At 50.0% G+C, this 25,860-nt stretch carries 23 protein-coding genes; 15 read left to right on the plus strand and 8 right to left on the minus strand.

What is annotated here, in order from left to right; genetic code table 11:
- Nucleotides 1–165 precede the first annotated feature (165 nt).
- Nucleotides 166–2,838 (minus strand): TonB-dependent receptor, encoded by a 2,673-nt coding sequence (locus EJN92_RS04555; protein ID WP_126126725.1) that lies wholly within the window; start codon nucleotides 2,836–2,838, stop codon nucleotides 166–168.
- A gap of 470 nt (nucleotides 2,839–3,308) precedes the next feature.
- Here EJN92_RS04555 and EJN92_RS04560 point away from each other — a divergent pair, with 470 nt between their 5' ends.
- Nucleotides 3,309–3,770 carry a rhodanese-like domain-containing protein gene (locus tag EJN92_RS04560; RefSeq protein WP_126126726.1) on the plus strand — a complete coding sequence of 154 codons (462 nt, stop codon included), beginning with the start codon at nucleotides 3,309–3,311 and terminating at the stop codon, nucleotides 3,768–3,770.
- A 216-nt stretch (nucleotides 3,771–3,986) separates the two neighbouring features.
- On the opposite strand, the gene EJN92_RS04565 is transcribed toward EJN92_RS04560, so the two are convergent.
- The 6 genes from EJN92_RS04565 to EJN92_RS04590 all read right to left on the minus strand — a co-directional run bounded on the left by EJN92_RS04565 (nucleotide 3,987) and on the right by EJN92_RS04590 (nucleotide 10,291).
- On the minus strand, nucleotides 3,987–5,327 hold the full coding sequence (locus tag EJN92_RS04565; RefSeq protein ID WP_126126727.1) for an NRAMP family divalent metal transporter: 1,341 nt from the start codon (nucleotides 5,325–5,327) through the stop codon (nucleotides 3,987–3,989).
- A gap of 296 nt (nucleotides 5,328–5,623) precedes the next feature.
- Entirely contained in the window at nucleotides 5,624–6,475 is an 852-nt protein-coding gene (locus EJN92_RS04570; protein WP_126126728.1) for a DUF6348 family protein, read from the minus strand.
- A 361-nt stretch (nucleotides 6,476–6,836) separates the two neighbouring features.
- On the minus strand, nucleotides 6,837–7,991 hold the full coding sequence (locus EJN92_RS04575; protein ID WP_227869707.1) for a CsgG/HfaB family protein: 1,155 nt from the start codon (nucleotides 7,989–7,991) through the stop codon (nucleotides 6,837–6,839).
- Nucleotides 7,992–8,142: 151 nt separating this feature from the next.
- Nucleotides 8,143–8,715 carry a cysteine hydrolase family protein gene (locus EJN92_RS04580; protein ID WP_126126729.1) on the minus strand — a complete coding sequence of 191 codons (573 nt, stop codon included), beginning with the start codon at nucleotides 8,713–8,715 and terminating at the stop codon, nucleotides 8,143–8,145.
- Between the two features lie 46 nt (nucleotides 8,716–8,761).
- Nucleotides 8,762–9,808 (minus strand): DUF2804 domain-containing protein, encoded by a 1,047-nt coding sequence (locus EJN92_RS04585; protein ID WP_227869708.1) that lies wholly within the window; start codon nucleotides 9,806–9,808, stop codon nucleotides 8,762–8,764.
- 177 nt (nucleotides 9,809–9,985) lie between these two features.
- Entirely contained in the window at nucleotides 9,986–10,291 is a 306-nt protein-coding gene (locus EJN92_RS04590) for an NIPSNAP family protein (RefSeq protein ID WP_126126730.1), read from the minus strand.
- 171 nt (nucleotides 10,292–10,462) lie between these two features.
- Here EJN92_RS04590 and EJN92_RS04595 point away from each other — a divergent pair, with 171 nt between their 5' ends.
- The 11 genes from EJN92_RS04595 (at nucleotide 10,463) to EJN92_RS04645 (ending at nucleotide 20,505) form a co-directional block, all read left to right on the plus strand.
- Nucleotides 10,463–11,251: a substrate-binding periplasmic protein gene (locus tag EJN92_RS04595; protein WP_126126731.1), complete on the plus strand. Its 789-nt coding sequence runs from the start codon at nucleotides 10,463–10,465 to the stop codon at nucleotides 11,249–11,251.
- A gap of 312 nt (nucleotides 11,252–11,563) precedes the next feature.
- Nucleotides 11,564–12,958, plus strand: a complete 1,395-nt coding sequence (locus EJN92_RS04600; RefSeq protein WP_126126732.1) for a CmpA/NrtA family ABC transporter substrate-binding protein — start codon at nucleotides 11,564–11,566, stop codon at nucleotides 12,956–12,958.
- A gap of 122 nt (nucleotides 12,959–13,080) precedes the next feature.
- Entirely contained in the window at nucleotides 13,081–14,475 is a 1,395-nt protein-coding gene (locus EJN92_RS04605; RefSeq protein ID WP_126126733.1) for a CmpA/NrtA family ABC transporter substrate-binding protein, read from the plus strand.
- Nucleotides 14,476–14,483: 8 nt separating this feature from the next.
- A complete protein-coding gene (gene ntrB / locus EJN92_RS04610) occupies nucleotides 14,484–15,353 on the plus strand; it encodes a nitrate ABC transporter permease (protein ID WP_126126734.1) in 870 nt (289 codons plus the stop codon).
- Nucleotides 15,354–15,363: 10 nt separating this feature from the next.
- Nucleotides 15,364–16,296 (plus strand): ABC transporter ATP-binding protein, encoded by a 933-nt coding sequence (locus tag EJN92_RS04615; RefSeq protein WP_126126735.1) that lies wholly within the window; start codon nucleotides 15,364–15,366, stop codon nucleotides 16,294–16,296.
- A gap of 64 nt (nucleotides 16,297–16,360) precedes the next feature.
- Nucleotides 16,361–16,804 (plus strand): cyanase, encoded by a 444-nt coding sequence (gene cynS, locus EJN92_RS04620; protein WP_126126736.1) that lies wholly within the window; start codon nucleotides 16,361–16,363, stop codon nucleotides 16,802–16,804.
- 195 nt (nucleotides 16,805–16,999) lie between these two features.
- Complete coding sequence (gene gorA / locus EJN92_RS04625; RefSeq protein ID WP_126126737.1) at nucleotides 17,000–18,370, plus strand: glutathione-disulfide reductase; 1,371 nt, start codon at nucleotides 17,000–17,002, stop codon at nucleotides 18,368–18,370.
- Between the two features lie 187 nt (nucleotides 18,371–18,557).
- Nucleotides 18,558–19,013, plus strand: a complete 456-nt coding sequence (locus EJN92_RS04630) for a MarR family winged helix-turn-helix transcriptional regulator (RefSeq protein WP_126126738.1) — start codon at nucleotides 18,558–18,560, stop codon at nucleotides 19,011–19,013.
- Nucleotides 19,014–19,230: 217 nt separating this feature from the next.
- Nucleotides 19,231–19,650 (plus strand): organic hydroperoxide resistance protein, encoded by a 420-nt coding sequence (locus EJN92_RS04635; RefSeq protein WP_126126739.1) that lies wholly within the window; start codon nucleotides 19,231–19,233, stop codon nucleotides 19,648–19,650.
- Nucleotides 19,651–19,925: 275 nt separating this feature from the next.
- Complete coding sequence (locus EJN92_RS04640) at nucleotides 19,926–20,312, plus strand: hypothetical protein (RefSeq protein WP_126126740.1); 387 nt, start codon at nucleotides 19,926–19,928, stop codon at nucleotides 20,310–20,312.
- 1 nt (nucleotide 20,313) lies between these two features.
- Nucleotides 20,314–20,505: a helix-turn-helix transcriptional regulator gene (locus EJN92_RS04645; RefSeq protein ID WP_126126741.1), complete on the plus strand. Its 192-nt coding sequence runs from the start codon at nucleotides 20,314–20,316 to the stop codon at nucleotides 20,503–20,505.
- Between the two features lie 139 nt (nucleotides 20,506–20,644).
- Here the strand turns inward: EJN92_RS04645 and EJN92_RS04650 are convergent, their stop codons facing one another.
- Nucleotides 20,645–21,145 carry a hypothetical protein gene (locus EJN92_RS04650; RefSeq protein ID WP_227869709.1) on the minus strand — a complete coding sequence of 167 codons (501 nt, stop codon included), beginning with the start codon at nucleotides 21,143–21,145 and terminating at the stop codon, nucleotides 20,645–20,647.
- A gap of 420 nt (nucleotides 21,146–21,565) precedes the next feature.
- Here EJN92_RS04650 and groES point away from each other — a divergent pair, with 420 nt between their 5' ends.
- The 3 genes from groES (at nucleotide 21,566) to EJN92_RS04665 (ending at nucleotide 25,795) form a co-directional block, all read left to right on the plus strand.
- Complete coding sequence (gene groES, locus EJN92_RS04655) at nucleotides 21,566–21,856, plus strand: co-chaperone GroES (RefSeq protein ID WP_126126742.1); 291 nt, start codon at nucleotides 21,566–21,568, stop codon at nucleotides 21,854–21,856.
- Nucleotides 21,857–21,889: 33 nt separating this feature from the next.
- Complete coding sequence (gene groL, locus EJN92_RS04660; protein ID WP_126126743.1) at nucleotides 21,890–23,545, plus strand: chaperonin GroEL; 1,656 nt, start codon at nucleotides 21,890–21,892, stop codon at nucleotides 23,543–23,545.
- A gap of 264 nt (nucleotides 23,546–23,809) precedes the next feature.
- A complete protein-coding gene (locus tag EJN92_RS04665; protein WP_126126744.1) occupies nucleotides 23,810–25,795 on the plus strand; it encodes an OPT family oligopeptide transporter in 1,986 nt (661 codons plus the stop codon).
- The last annotated feature ends 65 nt before the right edge of the window (nucleotides 25,796–25,860 follow it).

The raw sequence follows: 25,860 nt of genomic DNA on the forward strand, positions 1-25,860 counted from the left end.
CAGTCGTGAGACAACAACGGCAATAGGTCAAATATATTGAACTAGGGCGACGTGAGCGACTAAGCCAACGCAGACGCTACGTCAATAAAACCAAATAAATTACGCAAAAAAACCATCGTACTTTGCTAGCTACGATGGTTTTTAAAGGCTAATAATTACTAATTGTTAGAACGCATAGCTCGCACGAACATAGTAAGCGCGGCCGACTGGATCGGTATAACGTGGATCGTATCCTTTTTGAAACAAGGTACCCTGATTAGAGAACGGTGGATCTGTGTCTAGCAAATTTTTAATACCTGCGGTCAAAGTAAATCCTTTGAAACCGGTATAACTGCCTGACAGATTCCAAAGGCTATACGCTGCAACGTCTTGCTTAAATTCGGCGGCGACCGAATTTTGATCAACATAGCTAGATCTATGCGATTGTGCAAGGGTCGCACTCCAGCTCGCCAAGCTCCAGTTTATCGAGGCATTATGTCGCCATTTAAAAACCGGGCCACTATTGCCATAGGTGCCAACGTTCTCCAGGAAATCGCCGTTACGTTCATTTTGATATTCATACTTATGCACATAAGTACCATCAAAGGAAATGACAAAATTTCCTATTGATGTTTTTGGCATTCTGAACGTCACCCCGATATCGACACCGTCAGTTTTGACTTCGCCAAGATTTTCATTTTTATCCAAAATTGCATTCGGGGTGCCGTCGGCAAATCGCAGGAATCTATCTTTATATTTTGGATAATTACCGTAAATTACAGCCTCATCCAATGGTGCAATTTTGTCCGTCAAATGGATGTTCCAATAATCCACGGCCAGCGTCACTTCCGGAATAGGTTCGAGTACGATACCAAACGCAAAGGTCTTGGATTTCTCAGGGCTTAAATTGGTATTTCCACCTTGCAACTTAAACTGCTGCAAATCGCAATCACGCAAAGGATTCGCGCCCGGCAATGTAGAAATTTTACCGCCTGGGCAAAACACCGGATCGCTGTACTCATTATTGGTATCGTTCCGTGACGGTGGTGCTGACTTTTCAAATAGCGTAGGAGCACGGAAACCAGTACTTGCAGAAGCCCGCAACAACACTTCTTTAGTCGGTTGGTAGCGCGCGCCTACTTTAGGATTAAAAGTGCTACCGACATCGCTGTAATTATCAAAGCGCCCTGCCACTTGCAATTCAAAATCTTTAGCGAAAGGAATTCCAACTTCGGCAAATACCGCCTCAATGTTACGACTACCCGTTTTTGGCAATGAACTAGACAAACCGGAACTCGATGCTTGCGATGCGATCGCAGTATTTACATCGAAATTAGCTTTCTCGTTTCGTAATTCTCCGCCAAATGCGACCGCCAGTTTGCCGCCGGCCATTTGCATCAACTCGCGGCTAGCCTTAAAATCGATTCCCGTTGTGGTAACGTCGGCGCTTTGTACCTGACCACGTAAAGCCGTGCTAGCGAGATATGCTTTACCAGCTGCATCCTGCAGGGCAAATGGATTCAAAGAACCATTGGCAACGCCAGCGGCGAAAGACGAATCCTTCACGTAACCGCCCACAAAGTCTTCGGAAGATTTACTCACAGAATAAGTGACGCCGGTTTTATAGTCCCAATCCGCCAACACACCTTCCAGCCCTAAGACCACGCGATCAGCTACGCCTTTAGAATCGATCGCCCGTTGTCCCGCTTCTAATGGACGCCAATTCACCGATAGGGGATCGCCACTTAAGCCAGCTTGCGCCGGTACGCTACCATTGCCCGGATAAAATTTGCTAGTATTAGGTAAGACCAAGCCGGTCTGCGGCGGTGGCGCTGTACGCGATTTAACGAAATTCTCTGAGTGCAATAACTCTAACGTTGCCAAATGGTCTACACCTAACTTGATGGATCCCTTGGCAAACACTGCGGTTTGCTCACTGCTAGGCAAATCATCGATTAAACGTGTGTAATCCTGGCGGCAAGTGGTACCGCCAGCCTTAGGAACCGAGTAAGGTGGATTACAGCCTGAAGCAAAACCGGGATTGCCAGCAAGGTCGGCAGTCGCATCGTAGAAATTGCCAGGGAAGGTGGTGCCACTAGTTAAAAATACCCCATGCTGAGGAATCACACCAGTCTTGGAAAATTCCCTATCAGCCGAAGTGATCACGGTTTGCTTATGATAGTCCACCACACCAAATAAGTTGTAGCCGTCTTTATTCAAATCGCCAAAACCACCGGTCAGATTCACACGCTTTTCATCGCCCCCCGTTTGTCGCGGTTGGACTATTTCGCCGGAAATGATGACGCCTTTAAACGACCGTTTAGTAATGAAATTGATCACCCCACCAATCGCATCGGTACCATAAATAGCTGAGGCACCATCGCGTAACACTTCAACCCTATCCAATGCGGCGATGGGAATAATATTCAAATCAACACTGGCACCATCATAGGGATGATTAGCGATACGGCGGCCATTCAATAAAACTAAGGTCTTATCTCCGCCCAAGCCCCGCAAATCGGCACTGGCCTGGCCACCAGTCGGTAAGCCACTAGAATTACCACCCACCGCATTTCCACTACCAAGACTAGACTGATTAGAAGGCAACTTACTAAGAACTTCTTGTGCGGTCGTCAAACCTTGTTTGATAAATTCTTCTGCTTTTATTACAGTCAAAGGATTTGCGGTTTCTGAAACGAGTCGTTTGATCGAAGACCCGGTGACCTCGACGCGCTGCGGTTCAACGCCAACATCCTGCGCCACTACTACCTGACTAAGCATCCCCATACTAACTACCACACTACCAGCAAACATCAAGCGCAAGGACCGGGATAAAGCTGTCTCTCTAGTTCTAATCATAGTCAATCTCCGAATATATAATAATTGCATAAACTATACCAATCTGTTTTGATGTGAATGTAGTCACAGGCTGATCATATGGCAAGAATCGTTCTGCACGCTTGAAATAAAATTGTTCACTTTGCCAATTTTTTTGACGTATTTTCATACTTTTCACTCTCGACAATATCAATTCGTACAACTACACATCGGTTGTTTTTCATGCTTATTCCGTTGTTCATTCACCACAAAACATGTGCTATCAGCAAGCATAGCGAAACCTGGTCATGTCACAACAAATAGAAAAACTGACTTTTCTGGAGACGCAAGTGACGCGATTGAAAAAAGCAACGCACGGAACAAAAATGGCTGACAAATCACTTGCGGTAAACGTTACACTGCATAGCACTCAATCGCGGCAATAAGCAAAATTCAAGCTACAAATCTGGCAGCGACCATACCAACCAGCTCTTAACCTTCTTAAAATCAAGATGACCACTAATCTCCTCGACGATGCTCAGCAATACGGCATGGATCACAATCTGCCCTACGCCGGTGCTGTCGCGCCGGAGGATGCATGGGCGCTCTTGCAAGCCGATCACAAAATTATTCTTGTGGACGTACGCACTCATGCTGAGCGCGATTGGGTTGGTCGCGTCAGCATCCCGGAAGCACAGCATCAGGCGGTGCAGTGGAGTCTGTACCCAGGCGGTGCACCCAACCCCGAATTTATCGCGCAATTGAAGGCAGCGGTGCCGGATACGGATACCGTGATCTTATTTTTATGCCGCTCGGGTGTGCGTTCACGTCACGGCGCCAAGCTGGCAACGGAACATGGTTACAGCCAATGCTACGATATCTTGCAAGGTTTCGAAGGCGATAAAGACGTGCACGGCCATCGTAAGACAGTCGGCGGCTGGTGCAGCGCGGCACTGCCTTGGCTGGGTGCTTGAGATTATTCAAGCTAGGCTTAGCGCCGTACGCTGCACCTCAGTAGCGCAAGGCAGCTACAAGGACGCGCAGCGGTTTTTTCTAAGCCAGCCAGAAGCCAAATTCAAAATAGACCTAGCCCAGCGCGCATATTCCATGCGCCTTGCAGGCCGGCATGGCTGGGAAGGCGCATGGAATATGCGCGCTGGCAGGGGCACCGTAAAATTTTCTTGCAGATCTTAAATCCCTATCCAGCTGCCGATCAATGCAGCAATGCAGGCGACGATGAGTGCAATGCTAATCCAGCCGGCGATCTGAGCAGGCATGCCGCTACGTGCCTCGCCCATAATCCTGACATCACGCGCCAGCAATTGCAGCGCGATCACATGCAAAGGTAACAGCACCGCATTGACGACCTGGCTGGTGTAAATCAAAGGGATCAGTGGCAAGCCCGGTAACGACACCACGCTGGCAGCAGCCACCGTGAGGCCGACAAAGGCAGCGTAAAAATACTGGAAATGACGCGAATCGAGATCTAGCGAGGCCGGTGCACCTATGCCCTCGGCGATTGAGTAAGCGGTTGCTATCGGCACGATGGCCGCTGCCAGCAAAGAAGCGCCTAACAAGCCAACCCCAAACAAGACCGTGGCAAACGAGCCCGCCAGCGGACGCAGCGCCAGCGCGGCATCGCCAGCATCGTTGATGTGGATGCCAGCGCGGTTTAAAGTGGCGGCGCAGGCCACTGCGATTGCCAGTCCGATCACGCCGGTCAGTACCGAGCCGATCACCACGTCCACCCTTTCCCAGCGCAAATTGGCGACCGTAATTTTTTTATCGACCGCATACGATTGTATGAAGGCCAGACCCCAGGGTGCCAGGGTGGTGCCCAAGGTCGCGGCAATCGCGATCCAGCCCAGATTATCGACCGGCATATGCGGCACCACTGAGTTATGCCAGACCGCCGACCAATCCGGCGCCGCCAGAATACCATCGATGATGTACAAAGCCAGCGTGGACGAGATCACCAGTAAAACCCGCTCGATACGGTGAAAAGACCCCAGCACCACCACCAGTGAAATCAGCACGGCAGCCAGCGGTGCGCTAATCCAGCTCGGAATACCGATCAAGGAACCAGCTGCCGAGATACCCGCATACTCTGCGCAGATGGTGCCGAAGTTGGCAAACAGCAGACCAAGCACCGCGATGTAGCCCCAGCCATGTCCCCAGCGTTCGCGTATCACGCCGACAAAACCCTTGCCGCTAGCGGCGCCTATGCGCACCGCCATCATGTGAAACTGCACTAGCAAAATGGTCGAAGCCGGTATGATCCACAGCAGGCGATAACCATGATCGGCCCCCAGCACAGAATAAGTGGTAATACCCGCCGGATCATCGTCCGACAAACCGGCCAATAGGCCGGGGCCCAGCACCGCCAGAAAGGCAGAAAATGCACCTATGCCTGCGGCCCGAAAACGCGCGAACTGCAAGGCGATGCCGCGTTTGTGATGTGCCACGGCATGCGCAGGTGCGCCTTTGCGCAGACGACTCTGATGGGCTTTGGAAGTACGTGTATGAGGCATGCGGATACCGGTTAGCTAAATTGGGGCGTCTAAAAAAAGCGCCTGCACTTGATCCATGCAGCCAACTCAGCCGCAAGCCAAGTATAAACAGATTAACAAGTCCAATATCACCGCAAAGGCTTTATACCCGCTAGGCTTGATATAACGCAAAGCGCAGTAGCGCAAACTGCAGATTGTTTGTGTGCTGCGTATAGGGCAATCAAGCTGGCACCGCTTTGAAAGCGACAAATAGGCACGCGAGGCAGCAATGATTTTTCGAAAAGCGGCGTTTGTCTCAGAAAAATGTAACGATGAACTCAAGACTGTGATGCATTTTCTACCTGCGGCTGTGCTGAAGTTTTGCGCCGGATGCTACGCATGACAAGATATTGCTTACGAAATTCCAGGCCACGCTGTGGCCAATTGCGTGCGTATTCGGTCAAGCTCGCTTGTACAGCGCCAAAATCCTCGCCGTTGACGCGGCAATCCACCGCCAACTTATCCTGACTATCACGCGAGACAAACATACGCAGACCCAAAAATTCTTGGCTTTGCAGCAGATCATGCAAAGCCGCCGTGCTTTCAGTAAACAGGCAGCAAGGACAAAACGGATGCAGCTCTGCTGCGCTGGCCGGCAGTGTCGCCAGATGCGCCACTGGCCCTAGCAATACTTGCCGGTACAGCGATTTGCCATCAGACTCATCACCGGCCACCACGCTCATTTCTATCACGGTGCAGTCTAAGGGCGTCTCACGAGTCGCGTCGGTCAGGACCACCAAGTCCATTTGCGTCCAGGCGCGAAACCCTTCAGCGATCGCCGCAGCCTCGCTGACCCCGATCGCATGTTGATATTCAGCGATCCCGTTTGGAAAAAAATCGGGATGCGCGACATACATTTTGGTGCAAGTGCGCACCCGGCCATCGGCCAAAGTGATGGATTCTATAGGCTCCACCTGCAGTAGCAAGCCACTACTCAGCCTTAAGCCAGTGGCATGCCACGCGAACTCGATTCCTTCCAGTAGCAAGAGATCAGCCAGCGCCTGCATCAGCGCAGGGTCAGCCACAGGCACAGCAGCTGCTGCCGACGAACTTGCAGCACCCGCCACAGGCGATTTGGCATTCGCGGAGAGTTTTTTCTTGAAAGAATTAAAAATAGTGATGAGTGACATAAAAAATTGCGCTAAAAAAGAGACGGCACAAGCAGCAGCGCCAAACAGCGCATTGTACGTTTTTTCAGTCAGTATGGGCGATGCGCATGGCTATGACGATACTGTAAGCTAGCCACCCAGTACAACACCAGCCTATGTCACACCTAGAGAGTTTTTAAAATAGGCACAGGCCCAGCGCGCATATTCCATGCGCCCCGCAGGCCAGGCAAGCCGGAGACCCGCATAGAATATGCGCGGCAGGCACGCTGGCATTTGGAGTTTCGACTTTAGACTGATGCGCAAGGAATCAAGCACGTGGAAATTTGAGCAGAGTGAAGCGAGTTTCAAGCTCACTTCCCTGCTCTATCTTAGAGCGCCTACTTTATTGCTTTTGACCGCTGAAGGTACCTTGCGCTGGCGAGTTGCCGCCCCATTGCCACATACCCATAACAGCACCGCTTTGCGCGTCGATACTGCCCATGAATTGGGCTGCACCGGCTTTGCCGGCGCCGGTCAAGATAAATTCACCGATCTGGCTAATCGTCCCAGAGACGGTAAAGTTGGTTTTGTACTTACTCGACACACCCATGCCTGTCATGGCGCCACTGTTATTGACCATCACGTTGACCGTACCATTATCGTCACCGGTAAATTTCACTGCATACATACCACCCAGGCCTGAAGCCGCACCGCCATTATTTGAGCTGGCCAGTGGCGTGTAATTGCTGTTAGCCGAAGTCGCTTCACGCGAATTGGTGGCGCGAATAGAGCCTGCTGCATTACGCTTTGAAGAGGCCGAAGTGGCTTGTATGAGTTGCGGTTTATCGCGAATCGCCAGGGCAATTTTATTGAAGTTATCGAGTAAACTTGCGGCTATCAATTTGCCTTCCGGCGTCTTGCTATAGCCACCAGCGCTGGCCCAGCCCATGCCACCCCAGCCCCAGCCATCGAGGCTAAAATTCATTTTACTGGCCTGACCTTCGGCACTTGCGACTTGTATCCCTGAGCGCACGTCGGCTAATAACAAAGTCGTTTCCGCTTCCTTAAATTTAACCCCGCCAGCCAGGCCGCCCAGAGCACCTAGGGCACCTGGTAAGCGACCAAACAAGCCACCGAGAGCACCATTCATGCCGCCGGTATCTTCCGAGAATTGGATTGCTGGTGTCATCACAAAATCGGCCGCCTGCAATTGGCCGCCACCGACGTTCGAGCCATCTTGCATTTGCCCGGCAGCTGCCAGCGCACGTTCTTGCTGCAAATTTTGCATAGCGACGCCACGTTCCACGATCGTAAAGCAGCCCGATTCTTGCGCGATCATGCGCAACATAGTCGATGGCGAACCTAATTTATAGCGCCCCAGATAAGTGAGTATCTCGCTTTGTGGCTCGGCTATCGCCAGTGTGCCAAAATTGCGATTACATTTTTCTATGGTACCCAGTTCGGCCGCCTTGGCCACCACAGGTGCGCTAGATAGCAGCAAGGTCGCTGACAACAAGGCCAATTTGCCAGACGAGACTAAGGGAAATAACTGCTTCATGCGCTCTCCAAAAATGCTTATTTATTAATAAAGTGCAGGAGTATAGCGCGAATTTATAGGGAGATTCCCGGGATTTTTCTGATAATGGCTAATTTTGCAAACTATTACACTCTTTTACACTAAGCTCAGCTAGACATCGTCGGCCTTTGCACTATTTACATTGCCTGAGCAGTTCGTCCGTCAGCAATAATTGAGCATATTCCCCCTGTAAGTTACTCAGTGACATGCAATGTATCTGCTCGGCGGTTTGCATTGTTCCTTTGCAGTCTGTACTATCAAACGTAAAACAGGCGTCACTCACTACGGCCACCTTAAAACCCAGGCAAGCGGCACTGCGCGCACTGGCCTCTACCGAATAATTGGTGGCAACCCCGACCATTGCCAATTGCCCGATACCGCGCCTATGCAGCCACTGCTCCAAACCGGAATTGCAAAACGCATCGGTGACGTTTTTTTCCATGACATGTTCGCTGGCCAAGGGCGCGAAACGCGGCTGTATCTGAGCCCCCGCTTGCCCAGGCCAAAACACGGATTCGGGCGAACGTGACATATGCCGCACATGCACGATGCTGCGTCCGGCGGCGCGCCATGCCGCCAGCAAAAGCGCGATATTGTCTTCCGCCTCAGGCATATTTCTAGGCCCTAAACGCGGTTCCGTCATACCTTGCTGCAAGTCGATGAGGATGAGGGCGGCATTAGCCGCCTGAAACGTGGACTGTGTCATAAAGCTGTGCTTCAAATTTTAAAAAGGGCTTGCGCGAACGAGCACATCACCAGCGTGAAAAATGGTCTTCGGTGACTCCCACCAAATTGGCTATAGGGCGGCGCGGCGCGTCCTTGCCCGCTTTGACCCAGCCGCTGAAAGTCCCTATCGGTTGCAGATAGCGGCTGGCGGCAATCAACAGATTTTTATTTTCGCTACGACAGCCTTCAGGCTGAAACTGCAGATCGAGCAAGCCATCCTCGGTATAGATATGCCAGGGCAATAAGGGCTGCTTGGCATCAAATTCAAAATGTGCAGCCCCTAGAGAAATAAGCTGCCCATCTAGCCACAAGGCGTTTTCATTATCCCCGAAATAGCCCGCTTGCAGATTGAAGCCCAGCTCCAGATTATGCGCCGAGGCCCAGCGCCAGGCAGTCTCACGCGCCAGAAAGCCATTACTATGATCGAAACTGGCGATGCCACCGTCCAGTGCAAATTCACGCCCCTTAATCTGAACGCTGCCGCGCAAAGGCAGGCCAGCCGATTTCACCGTGGCATGCACGTTGCCTCCCTGCACTGGTCCAATCGCGCTTAAAAATGGGGCCGCGGTGCGTGCATCAAAACTGGCGTCAATTGCGAAATCGCCGCATTGCAGCGTCAGCTGATAAGTCTCGCTAGCGGCCAGATGACGATAATCGATACGATTATTCAGAAAGCGAAAGCTGCTAGCCGCACCATCGGCTGGATGCGTATTGAGTGTCGCACTCAGGCCAGGCAAGCCATCCCGAGAAAAACTCGCCAGCATGCGTTGCGCCCGTCGATCAAAGGCATACGCAAAGGCAGTATTGGTCCAACCCACATCGACGATCGCAATGCCGCAAAAAATATCGTCTGTCGCCAGCGCCACATATTGCCAGTGTTTATGATGGAAGTGCTGCCATAGCCGACTACGTTGATGCGGAGCCGCCAATCCGCGCCAGTCTATCTGCGTCAAAGGGCCAGCATATTTACCAAAATTAACACTGCCATCGGCAGCCAGCACGCTGCGCGGTGCTGCGGCTAAAGTCAGGTCGGAGTCAGCGGCGCGCGCCACGACTGAGTTTAAAACTGTCATAGAGTCAGAGAGAGTGAAATAGAGTCAAATGCAAAATGGAGTACCAAGTCGCTAAAAATTAAAAACCGGCAGGCCCAGTGCGCATATTCCATGCGCCTTTGCCGAGCATATGGCTGGCAGCCCGCACTGGCTATGCGTCTTGGGCTAGTGCATGGGAACGGGCAAACTTAGATCGATTTATTCAAACACGGGTCGAAAGAAGGAGCGCTCATAGCTAATGATGCAACGGGTTTTTTCGGCATATTTGAAGGCTTCTATGCAATCGTGATCGAGGAAGGATTTTTCTCTATATTCCTCATACAGTGCCAAGGACGGAAAACTGAAGATCGCCAGCGCGATATTGCTGGCACCTTCCGATGGTAGAAAATAACCGTGATGATCACCACCGAATTTCGCCACTAAGGGTATCCACATTTTTCCGTAAGTCTCAAATTCCTTGAGTTTATAGGTATCAATCACATAGCGCAGGTAACAGGTAATCATAGGTTTTCTTAAAATTGTACAAAGTTGTGTTAAACCGCATCAAATAGACAAATAATTAATTTCTGAATTCTACCTAGCATTTGATTTTTAGGGAAATAGTGTGCAATCTGCATGGTTTGCGCTCTATACTTGCAACTAGATCTTTGACGAATTAAGTATCTGGAGATACAGATGCACACGCCTATCTCGCTCACCTCCCTAAGCGCCAGCATGCTGGCTCACTTGCAGTTAATCCTTTTGCTTTGCTTACCCCTGAGTGCCGTGCACGCGGCCGAGCGTGAACTCATCATAGGAACTATTGCAGTGAGCCCTTTCGGCTTTCTTGATAGCACCGGCAAACCTAGCGGTATCATGTATGAAATTAGCAATCGCATCGCCGAAGAAGCGGGCCTACCCTTCAAAAACAACATAACACCGTATGCCCGCACGGTGCTTGATTTGGAGTATGGCAATGCCGATGTCATCATCCGATATAGCAATGCTGACTTAACTAAAGTTGCACATCAAGTTATTTCTGTGCTGGCGCTACCGAGTTTCATCATAGGAAAAAATTCGAGTAGTTTTTTGCGCCTGGCTGACCTGCACGGTAAAAATGTGGGCGTCCTACGCGGTGGCAATTTTGATGCAAATTTTGCGGCCGATACGGCAATCAAGAAATATGCGGTTAATGATTATGAGCAAGCCTTCAAGATGATGATGGCCGGCCATCTCGATGCAGTCATAGGCTCAAATATCGGCCTGTATTACACCGCGCAAAAACTAGGTATCGCCACCAGCGCGCTGAGCCCCCCCTTAGTGCTGAGCACACAATATTTTGTGTTGCACGTCTCAAAAAAGAGCGCCAATGAACCGCTCTTAAAAGACTTAAAGGGCGCGGTGGAGAGGCTGCAAAAACGTGATGCTTTCACGCCCATCATCAACAAGTACATGGGATATTATCCGTGGCAACAGCAGAAATAGAGACTGGCTTAATATTCCCTGCCCAGTGAGTGGACAGAGAATTCATTCCTTTTGAAAACATTGCAAATAAGGCATAAATAAATATTTCCATGCGGAAATAAAATTACTGTAGACAGCTCGCCACAAATGTCCTAGTCTTGAGTTCAGCACGCAATTTTCTTGTTTATATTTTCGTCTGAATCCTTTTTATCCTCCACGCAAGCCTAACATTTCACTCTGATACAAATTTGGTTTCAGCAGAATTTGTATCAATGCCAGCCGTGGATCTCGTTGTTTAATTGTTCCGGTTTTCATACAACAGGAGTCTTCTCCATGTCTGATCAAGTTCCCATTGTCTACGATGCACACGACGCTTACGATGCCGAGCGTCCACTCTTAATCGCCTGCGGCTGTGGCGGCAATCATGCCCCACATCAACACGCGGAGCAGCAGAGCAAACAGATCATCAGCACCGATGTCATCAGTCGTAATTTTCTGGAAGCCGCCTTAGTCAAGGCACTGTTTCCGCACGAGCCGACCCGAAGAGCGTTCTTAAATGCCGTGGGTCGCAGCACAGCGATGGCAGCTATCGCCAGCGTCGTGCCACTGGCAAGTATGCAGGCCATGGCGCAAGAAACCAGTGGTAATTTAGAGCGTAAAGAATTGAAAGTGGGCTTTATCGCCATCACCTGCGCAGCCCCCTTGATCATGGCGGAGCCGCTGGGATTTTATAAAGAGCAAGGCCTCAATGTGCGCCTGGTCAAAACTGCGGGCTGGGGCATGATACGTGAGAAAGTGATTAAGAAAGAGCATGATGCCTCGCACTTCCTATCGCCTATGCCGCTGGCGATGAGCTTAGGCCTGGGCAATGAGCCCTTCCCCACTTCCGTCGCCACCATACAAAATAATAACGGCCAAGCCATTACCTTACACTTAAAACACAAAGACAAGCGAGATCCCAAGCAATGGAAAGGATTTACCTTGGGCGTGCCCTTTGTCTACAGCATGCATAATTTTTTGCTGCGTTACTACCTGGCTGAATTCGGTATCGATCCGGAGACAGATGTCAAAATCGTCGCGGTGCCGCCGCCAGAGATGGTCGCCAAATTGACCGATGGCAGCATAGATGGTTTCCTCGGACCGGATCCATTTAACCAGCGTGCGGTATTTGACGGGGTTGGTTTCATCCATATTTTGTCGAAGGATATCTGGGATGGTCACCCCTGCTGCGCCTTCGGTGCCAGTGATGAATTTATCAAACAAAACCCGAATACCTTTGCGGCCTTGTTCCGTGCCATCATCAGCGCCTCACTGATCGCCAGCCTATCGACTGATCGTTACGAGATCGCTAAAACCATCGCACCGCAAGCCTATCTGAATCAACCACTGGAAGTGATCTCGCAGATATTAAGTGGCAAGTTCCCGGACGGTTTGGGTAACACGCGCTCGGTGCCGGATCGCGCTATCTTCAACCCAGTCCCATGGCAAAGTATGGCGGTATGGATGCTGACGCAGATGAAGCGCTGGGGCTATATCAAGGGCGATGTCGACTATGCGCAATTGGCCAACAAGGTATTTTTATTGACTGAGGCAAAACATCATATGGCGCTGGCAGGCTGGAACCCGCCCAAAGGCAACTACCGCAAGCACATCATCATGGGAAAAAGCTTCGACGCACAGAAACCGCAGGAGTATCTGAAAAGCTTTGCGATCTCGCATCAAGTCTGAAGTTCTCAGCCGGTTTGATCAACTCTGCCTTGTTTTAAAAACGCACGGAAAAAACATATTGGGATTGCGCAATTGCCTCTTGATTGTTACATTATCTACAACTCACTAAGGGAGGCTATTCGATGTCGCTATCCATTTTCAAACCTTACGATCCTGAGCACAATAACAGCAGATCCTGCTGCTGCGGGCGGCACTCCAATGCGCAAGAGCATCTGGCCGATGAATTACGCCAACAAGAGCTTGCCAGCCTGAATAGGGTACGCGACCCTGAAACCCTGAACCAAGATGTGATCGAAGAAGCGCTGATGCGCGCTCTATTTCCGGACGATCATGTGCGTCGTGATTTCCTGCGCGCCGTTGGCGTGAATACCGCGCGTGCCGCTATTGCCAGTGTCTTACCGATGGCATCGCTACAGGCGATGGCACAAGAAAAAAAAGGCAGTATCGAAAAGAAGGATTTAAAAGTCGGCTTTATCGCCATCACTTGCGCCGCCCCCCTGATCATGGCTGACCCTCTGGGTTTCTATAAAAAACAGGGACTCAATGTCTCCCTTCACAAGACCGCAGGCTGGGCCTTGATACGCGACAAGATGGTCAACAAGGAATTCGATGCCTCGCATTTTTTGTCGCCTATGCCGCTGGCGATGTCTATGGGCTTGGGTACTAATCCCACACAAATGCGGATCGCCACCATACAAAACATCAACGGCCAGGCGATCACCTTGCATGTCAAACACAAGGACAAACGCGACCCGCGGCAATGGAAGGGCTTCAAACTGGCGATACCCTTTGAATATTCCATGCACAATTTTCTGCTGCGCTATTACCTGGCCGAACACGGTTTAGATCCAGATAAAGATGTGCAATTACGCGTCACGCCGCCACCAGAGATGGTGGCCAATCTGCGTGCCGGAAATATCGATGGTTTCCTCGGTCCCGATCCTTTTAACCAACGCGCAGTCTATGATGAAGTGGGATTTATCCACATCTTGTCGAAAGAGATCTGGGATGGTCATCCTTGCTGCGCATTTGGCATGTCGGACGACTTCGTCAAACAAAATCCAAATACCTTTGCCGCACTTTACCGTGCGGTCTTAAATGCGGCCGCCATGGCGCATGACTCTGCGCATCGCTCGCTGGTAGCCAAAGTGATTGCTCCGGTTGCTTATCTGAATCAACCTGAAACCGTGGTCGAGCAAGTGCTGACAGGGCGTTATGCCGATGGTTTGGGTAACATCAAAAACGTACCGAACCGCGCTGACTTCGATCCCCTGCCTTGGTACTCTATGGGCGTATGGATACTGAGCCAGATGAAGCGCTGGGGCTATATCAAAGGCGAGGTCGATTACAAGACGATCACAGAAAAAATTTTCCTGCTCACTGATGCCAAGAAATACATGAAGGAATTAGGGCAAACCAGCCCTGAATCTGGCTACAAAAAATTTAAGATTATGGGTAAAGAATTCGATGCCAACAGCGCGGATACCTATGTCAATAGTTTTACCATCAAACGATAAGCTAGGCGATGGCTAATCATTTGGGTCTGCGTGCCGCCTTAATCTCGCTGCTAATATTTTTGCTGTTTCTGGCAGGCTGGCATTTTGCCACCTTGCCGCCCACGACTACGTCAGCAGCAACTGTTGCGCCTCAAACGCAACAAGACGAGGACTACGCCAAACTAATGGGAAAAAGTAAGGAGAGCGAGAGCAAAGTAACAGGGTTTCCAAATCCGGCACAAATGGGGCTGGCGATGCGCAAACATTTGTCTGATCCATTTTACGATAATGGCCCCAACGACAAGGGCATAGGCATACAACTAGGCTATTCGCTGGCGCGGGTTGGGTTGGGATTTTCGATTGCCGCTTTAGTCGCAATCCCACTTGGCTTTGTGCTTGGCATGTCGCCGCTGATGCAGCGCGCACTCAATCCATTTATACAAATTCTTAAGCCTATCTCGCCTCTGGCATGGATGCCGTTGGCGCTGTACACCATTAAGGACTCGTCTATCTCGGGCGTGTTTGTGATTTTCATCTGCTCGATCTGGCCTATGCTACTCAATACCTCGTTTGGTGTGGCAGCGGTAAGACGCGAATGGATCAACGTCGCCAGAACCCTGGAAGTGTCAGCACTACGCAAAGCCCTGCTGGTGATACTGCCAGCCGCCGCACCGACTATTTTGACCGGCATGCGCATCTCTATGGGAATCGCCTGGCTAGTCATCGTCGCTGCCGAGATGTTGGTCGGTGGCACCGGGATAGGTTATTTCGTCTGGAATGAATGGAATAACCTGTCGCTGACCAGCGTCATGTTTGCGATCCTATTGATAGGCGTGGTCGGGATGTTGCTCGATCTGATCTTCGCCCGTCTGCAACAGTTTGTCAGCTATGTTGACTGAACCTTGCATCATGGAAACCGCTTTTTTAAATGTGAAATCTTTGGCAAAACGCTTTGAGTCTGAGGACTCATCGGTATTTTACGATGTCAGTTTCGGCATAGAAAAAGGCGAATTCATTTGCATCATCGGCCACTCCGGCTGCGGCAAAACCACCATACTCAATTTGCTAGCCGGGCTGGATAGCGCGACCGCCGGCAGCATCACGATGGATGGCAAAGAAATCTCCGGACCGAGTTTGGACCGGGGCGTGGTATTTCAGGGACATGCGCTGATGCCCTGGCTGAGCGTCTTGCAAAACGTTGCCTTCGCAGTCAAATCGCGCTGGCCAAATTACAGCAAAGCCGAGGTCACAACCCAGGCGATGCGCTACCTGAAGATGGTTGGTTTATTGGGTGCTGAACACAAAAAACCATCAGAATTATCCGGTGGCATGAAACAGCGCGTAGGAATAGCACGTGCTTTTTCTATAGAGCCGAAAATGCTTTTGCTCGATGAGCCCTTTGGCGCACTCGACGCGCTGACGCGTGGTGTGATCCAGGATGAATTGCTGAAAATTTGCGCGGCCACACGTCAAACCGTATTCATGGTTACCCATGATGTGGATGAAGCGATTTTGCTGGCTGACCGCATCCTGCTGATGTCGAATGGTCCGCATGCACGCATCGCCGAGATCGTCGTCAATACCATGCCCAAAAATCGTACTCGCGCCACCATGCATCACGATCCGCAGTTCTACCGCATACGCAATCACATGGTTGATTTTCTGGTTAACCGTTCACGCCGGATACAAGAGCAGACTGTCAGCGCACGCCACACCGCCAGTGATGAAGACACGCGGATAGTCAGTCCCGGCTTGGAGGTAGGCGCAAGCTCCGAAGAACCGAACACGGCAACTAGCCTTGAACAACGCAATCAAAACTGGCGCAATGCACCGCAACTTTAATAATGCAACACCCTTTCAGTCTTGCAGTTTTTTGTCTACCCCCACCACTTAAGGAGAAACACTCATGGATAGAAATCAAGTCAGCGTCAAAATACTCTCTGCCAAGGTTGCGCGAAAAATGCGCTGGAGCGAGATTGCTGAAAAAATGGGTAAGAGCAAGGAATGGACAACCGCCGCACTCTTGGGTCAAATGAGCCTCGATGAACATCAGGCCGAGATAGCGCAAAATTTGTTCTCGTTGACCGCCGAAGAAACCGCCTGGTTACAAATTGTGCCCTACAAAGGTTCATTGCCCACGGCAGTTCCTACCGATCCACTGATTTACCGCTGGTACGAAATCGTCAATGTCTATGGCTCTACCATCAAGGAACTGATCCATGAAGAATTCGGTGATGGCATCATGAGCGCGATCGATTTTTCTATGGATATCACGCGTGAACCAGATCCAAAAGGTGATAGGGTCAAGGTCCTGTTAAGCGGAAAATTTTTGCCTTACAAATCGTATTAAGGCCGCACCTCGGCGCCCCCCCTCAGCCCGCTTTAGGCAATGCCGTAGTAGCGATCAGCATCTCTGCTACGGCGAACTATCCGTCTCTTGTGAAGCTTGCTATGCACGCCAAAAACCGGGGCAAGCTATACTCCATAAATTGGTCACGCAAAGTGCAGATTAGCTGCGCAAAGCAATCACTCTCAGGGGCGCCTTATGCAAAATATACAACACGAATTTCAGTACGATCTCTTAGTCATCGGTGGTGGCAGTGGCGGGGTACGCGCGGCACGCATGGCAGCCCAGCGCGGAGCCCGCGTAGCCTTGGTCGAGAGCGGTGCACTAGGTGGCACCTGCGTCAATGTAGGCTGCATTCCGAAAAAACTGTATAGCTATGCCGCCCATTACGCTGAAGCCTTTGAAGAGGCGCATGGCTATGGCTGGAGCATGGCAGAAAAACCGCGCCTCGACTGGGAACGATTGAAGGCCAATCGCGCCACTGAAATCAGCCGGCTAAACGGCATTTATCAAAACCTGTTGAGCAATGCTGGGGTAACGATCATTGCAGGCTGGGCGCAATTGATTGACGCCAATACGGTACAGGTCAATGCTCAAAGCTACAGCGCCAATAAACTCCTGATCGCCACTGGCGGCACACCGATGCTACCTGAAATTTCTGGCAAAGAATTCATATTGAGCTCAGATCAGATCTTCGATATCAGCCCTTTCCCGCAGCGGCTGCTGGTAGTCGGCGGCGGCTATATCGCCTGCGAATTCGCCTCGATTTTCAACGGACTCGGTGCACAGGTCACACAGGTCTATCGTGGCGAACAGGTATTACGCGGCTTTGATGAAGACGTACGTCACTTTCTAGCAAACGAAGTGAGGAAGGCTGGTGTAGATCTGCGCTTGAACGCAGATGTCGCCACTATCGAGCGCCAGTCAGATGGTCTGCAGATCACACTCAAAGATGGCACTAATATGACGGTCGATGCAGTCTTGTACGCCACCGGTCGCGTGCCTAAAGTGAGCAATCTAGGACTGGAAAATGCGGCCATCAAACAAAGTTCCAGCGGTGCCATCATCGTTGATCAAAACTATCAAAGTTCAGCGCCCTCGATTTACGCACTCGGTGATGTTACGGCACGCATACAACTAACCCCGGTGGCGCTGGGCGAAGCGATGCAACTGGTCGACCATCTATTTGGCGACGGCAGCAAAAAAATGGACTATGAGCTGATTCCTACTGCCGTATTTACCCATCCGAATATCGCCACGGTAGGGTATAGCGAGTCCGATGCGCGTGCCCAATTTAGTAAGATCCGCGTCTATCGCAGTGAGTTCAAGGCGCTCAAACATACCTTAAGCGGCAGCACCGAACGCACCCTGATGAAGCTGGTTGTAGACGATGCCAGCGACAGAGTGGTAGGTCTGCACATGGTGGGGGCCGACGCCGGTGAAATAGTACAAGGCTTTGCAGTCGCCATGAAGGCAGGCGCTACCAAGGCGCTATTCGACAGCACCATAGGCATACACCCCACCGCCGCTGAAGAATTTGTCACCATGCGGGTGGCAGTAGGCGAATAGCAAGATCTCTTGCAGCAATCTGAAATTGAGCAAGCCCAGCGCGCATATCCCATGCGGCTTTCCGGCCTGCCTGGCCTGCAGCCCGCATGGGATATGCGCGTTGGGCTAGGCAGCTAAAAGAAGATTTGATTAACTGGTCTGCAGGCCTGATAATCCGCCTCATATACCTAGATAAACAGCTGCCTCCATGAAAAAAACACCCGCCACTGAACTCGACTTACTGACACTCGATAAGCAGTTTTGTTTTTCCCTGTATTCTGCCTCACTGGCGATGACCAAGACCTATAAGCCCTTGCTGGAAAAAATTGGGCTGACCTATCCGCAGTATTTGGTGATGCTGGTGCTGTGGCGGCAAGACGGTATTTTAGTCAAAGACATAGGCGAATTATTATTTCTCGATTCTGGCACACTCACGCCCTTACTCAAACGGATGGAGGCGGCACGATTAGTGCAGCGCACGCGCGATACGCTGGATGAACGCCAGGTGCGCATTACTCTCACGCCTGAAGGCAGAGAACTCAAGCAAGCGGCAAAGACAATACCGATCTCAGTGATGTGCGCCAGCGGCCAGAGTGCCGAGGTGTTAATGCAACTGCGTGGCCAGTTAACGCAGATACGCGATGACTTGAGCAAAAACACTTAAGCCAAAGTAGAGCTGAAACTGAGCGCCGCCAACAAGCTCAGCAGACGAAGGAAGAAATAACCTATTTCTATCCAAGCGAAGATATTTCAAATTAAATTGCACGCAATTGAATTGTGCGCTATTATTCTTCTGTCGGCCCTACTCTCAGCCGCAATGAGACGCCCGATTTGATGCGCGCTCACAGCAAGCTAACTCATACTTTTATCAAGGAAATATCATGCAAGTACTTTACACAGCAAACGCAACAGCAACTGGTGGTCGTGATGGCCGCGCCACTTCTTCCGATCAACATCTGGACGTTAAGTTGACGACGCCAAAAGAACTCGGTGGTGCCGGTGGTGATGGTACTAATCCTGAGCAAATGTTCGCCGCCGGTTATTCCGCCTGCTTCATCGGCGCTATGAAATTTGTCTCTGCCGCCATGAAGATTAGCTTACCAGCCGACACCACCGTCAACGGTCTAGTTGGTATAGGCCCCAACGGCAAAGGCGGGTTTGGCTTGGAAGTGGCGCTCAACGTGAGCATCCCTGGTATGGAACGCGCCACCGCCGAGGCACTTGTGCATAAGGCGCATGAAGTTTGCCCTTACTCAAACGCGACCCGCGGCAATATCGATGTCAAAGTCACGTTGCTGTAATTGCGCTAAGCAGTTTTAGTTCTTGAAAGCCGCCCAGAGTACTGAGCGGCTTTTTTCACGTTTACAAGCAAACATTAATAATTTTTCATGCTCATGTAAAGCTTGCTTGACATTGCTAATTTTCCGTTTATTATGTAAAGACTGCTTTACATGGAATACGTCAATTTTGCTGGAATCTAGGTAAGTGCAGTTTTTTCAACTGGCATGTAGAGAATTTTATATGCTATTTTTTTACCTACAGGTGTCAAGCACCCTTTACAAAATGGAGAATTAGCATGCGTGAGAAACAAATGAATCAACTTTATCTACGTGAATTTTTTGGATCTATCCTGCTTTACCTGATGGTTCTCTTCCCCGTCACCTGGATTGCCAAAGACATGCCGGACAGCATCACGCGCACCCTACTTGCGCTCACGCCCATGCTGCCAGCACTAGGGATGTTATGGGCGATCCTGCGTCACTTCAAGCGCATGGACGAATATCTGAGAATCTGGAACTTGGAATGCATCTCATTGGCAGGCGCCTTGACCGCCGTTTTCAGTCTCACCTATGGTTTTTTGGAAGGTGTAGGCTTTCCCCGTTTGAGTATGTTCGTCATCTGGGGAGTCTTTATGGGCGGCTGGGGCATCATTGCCTGTGTGCGCAAATCGATGGAAAAATGAAATGAAAAACCATGTCAGAGAATTGCGTGGCGCACGAGAGTGGAGCCAAGCCCAATTGGCCGATCAACTGGAAGTCTCGCGGCAAACCATCAATGCGATAGAGACGGGGCGCTATGATCCGAGTTTGCCATTAGCATTTGCGATTGCTAAGTTATTTCAACAATCTATAGAAGAAATTTTTCAGACTGATTGATACAAAAAAGATTTAATAAATATTAAACATACACCTGAGTTTAATATTGATTAAGGACCCTCGCCAGGAAGTAAAAAGGGCAGATGATTTGAAGCATCCGCCCTTTTTACGTCTTGGAGAAGATCAATCCAAAACCTGATTAATCGTCCCGGTGCCCTCTATCATGTCCACGACCGTGTTCATGTTCATGTTCATGTTCACGACCATGCCCCCTGTCGTCATCGCGATCATCGTAACGCCGAGGTTCATTTCGATATTCATTTCGATATTCATTTCGGTAGCCATCATCGCGATAGCGCACTTCGCGGTAACGCGGCACAACCACCTCGTTATACCAGCGCTCGCGCACAAAATACACCTGACGACCACAGGCATCATAGCGATAGCAGTGCTTTTCCCAATGTCTGGAATGCCCCTCCGGCACCATTAAATACAAGGGAGGCCTTTGCACTGTGACGTGTTCTATGATGCGTGGTTCGCGATAAATGACCTGAGGGGCTTGCTGGAAACCTCCCAAATCGAGGTGACCGTAAAAACCTGGCTGGCCAAATTGTATAGAAACACCGACATCGGATGCCTGAACGCTGGCAGAAAACAGCACAGCGATAACCAAACCTACTTTAATAAAGAACTTATCCACGATACGCTTTCACATTGAGAATGACTGACACTGCACATCTAACGGCTCAAGCAGCTTTTTCGATGACAAGAATGAAAAAATAGCGCTTGATTTTTTATAAACTCTACCGCATATAAAGACTTATTAGCGTCTCTAGTCTACTGGATACTCTGGCAAAAGGCCGCGGGCCAAAGGGTAACAAGATGTAAAAATAAAGGCTAAGAACTTGATTTTTAAAAGAAAAATATGTTTTTACATAAGTCGTTCTTGAAAAAATAGAGACACGCCCATATAATTAGCACTCAAGCACAGAGAGTGCTAAAACCCTCTGTAGCAATAGATTTTCAGTGTGACGCTATCATTACAGCAATATTTTGTTTTGGTAAGACACATTTAATTTGTACCACCATTTTTACTTATCGTAATTTATTAGGAGTCAATATGAATCTTCGTCCCCTGTATGATCGCATCATCGTTAAACGTCTGGATCAAGAAACAAAGACAGCATCCGGTATCGTATTGCCTGACGCTGCAGCTGAAAAGCCAGATCAAGGTGAAGTTTTAGCAGTTGGTCAAGGCAAGATGTTAGAAGACGGTAAAGTACGCCCATTGGAAGTTAAAGTCGGTGATCGCGTCTTGTTCGGTAAATATTCTGGTCAAGCTGTCAAAGTTGACGGTAATGAAGTTCTGGTGATGCGCGAAGAAGATGTTTTCGCTATCGTTCAGAAATAATTGATCACAATCTAAAGAATTCGGAGAAACAACATGGCAGCTAAGCAAGTAATTTTCGGCGATGATGCACGCGCTAAGATTGTAAATGGCGTTAACATTCTGGCTAACGCAGTTAAAGTAACACTGGGCCCTAAAGGCCGTAACGTAGTTCTGGAGCGTTCATATGGCGCCCCTACCGTGACTAAAGATGGTGTTTCAGTCGCTAAAGAAATCGAACTCAAAGACAAACTGGAAAACATGGGCGCGCAGCTCGTGAAAGAAGTTGCTTCCCGCACTTCTGACAATGCTGGTGACGGTACGACTACCGCTACAGTTTTGGCACAAGCTATCGTTCGCGAAGGCTTCAAATTGGTAGCAGCTGGTTTTAACCCAACTGACCTGAAACGCGGTATCGACAAAGCGGTTATCGCTATCGTTGCTGAGATCAAAGTTTTGGCTAAGCCAACGACAACCAACAAAGAGATCGCTCAAGTTGGTTCTATCTCTGCTAACTCCGACGCAAACATCGGTGACATCATCGCTAAAGCGATGGACAAAGTCGGCAAAGAAGGCGTGATCACTGTTGAAGACGGTAAGTCTTTGGACAATGAACTCGACATCGTTGAAGGTATGCAGTTTGACCGTGGCTATCTGTCACCATACTTCATCAACAACCCAGAAAAGCAAGCCGTTATCCTGGATAACCCGTTTGTTCTGCTGTACGACAAAAAAGTTTCCAACATCCGTGACCTGCTCCCGGTATTGGAACAAGTCGCTAAAGCTGGCCGTCCTTTGCTGATCATCGCTGAAGACGTCGATGGCGAAGCCTTGGCAACTCTGGTTGTCAACAACATCCGCGGCATCTTGAAAACTGCTGCTGTTAAAGCACCAGGTTTTGGCGATCGTCGTAAAGCGATGTTGGAAGATATCGCTATCTTGACTGGTGGCCAAGTGATTGCAGAAGAAGTTGGTCTGTCACTGGAAAAAGTTACTTTGACCGATCTGGGCCAAGCTAAGCGTATCGAAATCGGTAAAGAAAACACAATCATCATCGACGGCGCTGGTCAAGCAATCGGTATCGAAGCACGCGTTAAACAAATCCGCGCTCAGATCGAAGAAGCAAGCTCTGACTACGACCGTGAAAAATTGCAAGAGCGCGTAGCCAAGTTGGCCGGCGGTGTTGCAGTGATCAAGGTTGGTGCTGCGACTGAAGTTGAAATGAAAGAGAAAAAAGCGCGCGTTGAAGACGCTCTGCATGCAACACGTGCAGCAGTTGAAGAAGGCGTAGTACCTGGCGGTGGTGTTGCTCTGTTGCGCGCACGTCAAGCAGCTGGCGCTATCAAAGGCGACAACGCTGATCAAGATGCCGGTATCAAGCTGGTATTGAAAGCAATCGAAGCACCATTGCGCGAAATCGTTGCAAATGCTGGTGGCGAGCCAAGTATCGTGGTTAACGCCATCATCAACGGCACTGGTAACTACGGTTTCAATGCAGCCAATGACACTTATGGTGACATGATAGAAATGGGTATTTTGGATCCAGCTAAAGTAACACGTTCAGCATTGCAAAATGCCGCATCTGTTGCCGGTCTGATCTTGACTACCGATGCGATGGTTGCTGAATTGCCAGATGACAAAGCTGCCGGTGGTATGGGCGGTGGCGACATGGGTGGTATGGGCGGCATGGGTGGTATGGGCGGCATGATGTAATTACCCTTGAGGTAAAGTTCTAAAGAAAAGCCCTGCATTATTTGCAGGGCTTTTTTCTTGCCTAGTTGTTTTTATTTCCCAACTAAGTTCAAAAGCCAATTCGCATATTTGCCACTATAAATCAGTCAAATCTCAAGAAAAATGCGGGAATATTTGGATTTTCATCTAGCATCTTGACAGCAACATCCATGCCTCTGATACTGCCGCACCGAAGTGACCCTTCGCACAATTAAGATTTATTCCAAAAAACATACTGGGGACAATATGGCGCTGCAACAACTTAGCGACGAGCAAATCAGTAACTGGACTCGCGCCCAAAAGGACGAGTGGTGGTTGAGCAATATCTATCGCGGCAGCATGGCGCAATTAACGCTGCGCTCGGCAGTGACCGGTTTTTTACTGGGTGGCATATTGGCAGCCACTGCGCTATATGTCGGCGCTAAAACTGGAATAGGCATAGGCGTCAACCTGACCTCAGTTATTCTGGCGTTTGCCTTGTTTAAGATGATGCATAGTGCTGGCATCGCTTCGGATTTCACAATTTTAGAAAATAATTGTTCACAATCGATAGCCACTGCAGCAGGTTATATGGTCTCGCCCATGATTTCCAGCCTGACCGCCTACATGATCGTTACTGGCGTCATCATTCCCTGGTGGCAGATGCTGATCTGGATGGTGGTAGTGGCCACCCTCGGTGTGCTGATCGCCTTCCCCATGAAGCGCCGCTTCATCAATGAAGACCAACTACCCTTCCCTGAGGGGCGTGCGGCTGGTGTGGTACTCGATGCCCTATATACCGGCAATGCCGCCAGCGGTATGTACAAGGCGCGTCTGCTCGGTATGACCGCTGTATTTACCGGTCTGTATCAAATGATAGTGAGCGATGGTTGGATGAAATTGATCCAATTCAAAATTCTTCGTATGGATAAATGGACCGGTATGACTGAGGCCTGGAACCTGCATGAACGCTTAGATACCTATTACTACATGGCGGCGGTGAAATACGATTTATGGATACCAAAGATACTCGGTGTCGATTTCCGTACACTGGGTCTGCGCCTGACCCTAGACGCCGCGATGTTAGGTGTCGGTGGCCTGATGGGCATACGCGTTGCTTCCAGCGTCTTACTAGGCGCTTTCATCAACTTCGTCATTTTGGCACCTATCATGATAGGTCAAGGCGATATCGCCCCACGCGTAAACGCCGCCGGGACATTGGTCGCCTTGTCGCGCTCAGAAATCGTCAATCAGTGGTCGCTATGGTGGGGGGTCTCCATGATGGTGGTCGGTGCGCTAGTTGGTTTAATGGCGAAACCCGAAATTTTCACTACGGCCTTCAAATCTTTCACAAAAAAACAAGTAAAAACTGATGCTGGAAGCGATGTCTTACGCGATATCGAAGTCCCCCTCTGGATATCGTATGTTGGCGTGCCAATTTTCAGCGTACTCGGTGCCACCGTCACCCATGAATTTTTCGGTGTGCCCTGGCTACTGTCTTTCATCTCACTACCCTTGATTTTTGTTCTGACGGTAATTGCAGTCAACGCCATGGCACTAACATCATGGGTGCCACAAGGTGCGCTAGCAAAAATCACCCAATTCTCTATCGGTGCGGTCGATCATACCAACCCGGCGAGTAATATTATTCCGGCTGGTATGACGGCGGAAATCGCCATGAATGCGTCTAGCCTACTATCCGATATCAAGCCTGGCTATATGCTAGGTGCCAAACCACGTCAGCAAGCGATAGGCCACGTGATTGGTATCATCGCGGGAACTATTGCGTGCATACCGCTGTACTACTTATTATTCCTACCATCCGATGCCAACGGTCTGCGCTCTACCGCCACCATACTGACTGAGCAATTTGCCTTTCCTGCAGCTGTGCAATGGAAAGGCGTGGCTGAATTGATCGCCAAGGGCGTCAGTAGTCTGCATACTTCGGCGGTGATCGCCATGATCGTCGCTGCCGTATGCGCTGCCGCCATCGAAGTGGCGCGCATCGTCACAAAAAATCGCTTTCCCTTGTCGGCAGTATCGATAGGTCTAGGTGTAGTTTTACCCCCAGAAGCATGCTTCGCGATGTGGTTAGGAGCGATGGTGTTTTGGTGGATGGGTAGAAAGAACACAGAAAAAGGCAGTGCAGGCCATGACTTCTGGGTAGAGGGCTGCGAACCGATCTGCGCAGGTTTGATTTCTGGTGCTGCCTTAGTTGGAATCGGTAACGCGATTATTAATGTCCTGATCTAGTCTCAGATTTACACCTCAACCAGGCCTTGCAATGAAAATTGCAGGGCCTTTTTCTTTCCTATTTA

The sequence above is a fragment of the Undibacterium parvum genome (assembly GCF_003955735.1).
Classification (GTDB): domain Bacteria; phylum Pseudomonadota; class Gammaproteobacteria; order Burkholderiales; family Burkholderiaceae_D; genus Undibacterium; species Undibacterium parvum.

Bases quoted from the DNA above. Each gene is read 5' to 3' on its own strand.
- EJN92_RS04565 (WP_126126727.1), bottom strand. From the start codon at position 5,327: ATGCCTCATACACGTACTTCCAAAGCCCATCAGAGTCGTCTGCGCAAA.
- EJN92_RS04615 (WP_126126735.1), top strand. From the start codon at position 15,364: ATGGAAACCGCTTTTTTAAATGTGAAATCTTTGGCAAAACGCTTTGAG.
- EJN92_RS04605 (WP_126126733.1), top strand. From the start codon at position 13,081: ATGTCGCTATCCATTTTCAAACCTTACGATCCTGAGCACAATAACAGC.
- groL (WP_126126743.1), top strand. From the start codon at position 21,890: ATGGCAGCTAAGCAAGTAATTTTCGGCGATGATGCACGCGCTAAGATT.
- cynS (WP_126126736.1), top strand. From the start codon at position 16,361: ATGGATAGAAATCAAGTCAGCGTCAAAATACTCTCTGCCAAGGTTGCG.
- EJN92_RS04640 (WP_126126740.1), top strand. From the start codon at position 19,926: ATGCGTGAGAAACAAATGAATCAACTTTATCTACGTGAATTTTTTGGA.
- EJN92_RS04600 (WP_126126732.1), top strand. From the start codon at position 11,564: ATGTCTGATCAAGTTCCCATTGTCTACGATGCACACGACGCTTACGAT.
- EJN92_RS04645 (WP_126126741.1), top strand. From the start codon at position 20,314: ATGAAAAACCATGTCAGAGAATTGCGTGGCGCACGAGAGTGGAGCCAA.
- groES (WP_126126742.1), top strand. From the start codon at position 21,566: ATGAATCTTCGTCCCCTGTATGATCGCATCATCGTTAAACGTCTGGAT.
- EJN92_RS04580 (WP_126126729.1), bottom strand. From the start codon at position 8,715: ATGACACAGTCCACGTTTCAGGCGGCTAATGCCGCCCTCATCCTCATC.
- EJN92_RS04585 (WP_227869708.1), bottom strand. From the start codon at position 9,808: ATGACAGTTTTAAACTCAGTCGTGGCGCGCGCCGCTGACTCCGACCTG.
- EJN92_RS04630 (WP_126126738.1), top strand. From the start codon at position 18,558: ATGAAAAAAACACCCGCCACTGAACTCGACTTACTGACACTCGATAAG.
- EJN92_RS04665 (WP_126126744.1), top strand. From the start codon at position 23,810: ATGGCGCTGCAACAACTTAGCGACGAGCAAATCAGTAACTGGACTCGC.
- EJN92_RS04560 (WP_126126726.1), top strand. From the start codon at position 3,309: ATGACCACTAATCTCCTCGACGATGCTCAGCAATACGGCATGGATCAC.
- EJN92_RS04635 (WP_126126739.1), top strand. From the start codon at position 19,231: ATGCAAGTACTTTACACAGCAAACGCAACAGCAACTGGTGGTCGTGAT.
- EJN92_RS04570 (WP_126126728.1), bottom strand. From the start codon at position 6,475: ATGTCACTCATCACTATTTTTAATTCTTTCAAGAAAAAACTCTCCGCG.
- EJN92_RS04590 (WP_126126730.1), bottom strand. From the start codon at position 10,291: ATGATTACCTGTTACCTGCGCTATGTGATTGATACCTATAAACTCAAG.
- EJN92_RS04595 (WP_126126731.1), top strand. From the start codon at position 10,463: ATGCACACGCCTATCTCGCTCACCTCCCTAAGCGCCAGCATGCTGGCT.
- gorA (WP_126126737.1), top strand. From the start codon at position 17,000: ATGCAAAATATACAACACGAATTTCAGTACGATCTCTTAGTCATCGGT.
- ntrB (WP_126126734.1), top strand. From the start codon at position 14,484: ATGGCTAATCATTTGGGTCTGCGTGCCGCCTTAATCTCGCTGCTAATA.
- EJN92_RS04575 (WP_227869707.1), bottom strand. From the start codon at position 7,991: ATGAAGCAGTTATTTCCCTTAGTCTCGTCTGGCAAATTGGCCTTGTTG.
- EJN92_RS04555 (WP_126126725.1), bottom strand. From the start codon at position 2,838: ATGATTAGAACTAGAGAGACAGCTTTATCCCGGTCCTTGCGCTTGATG.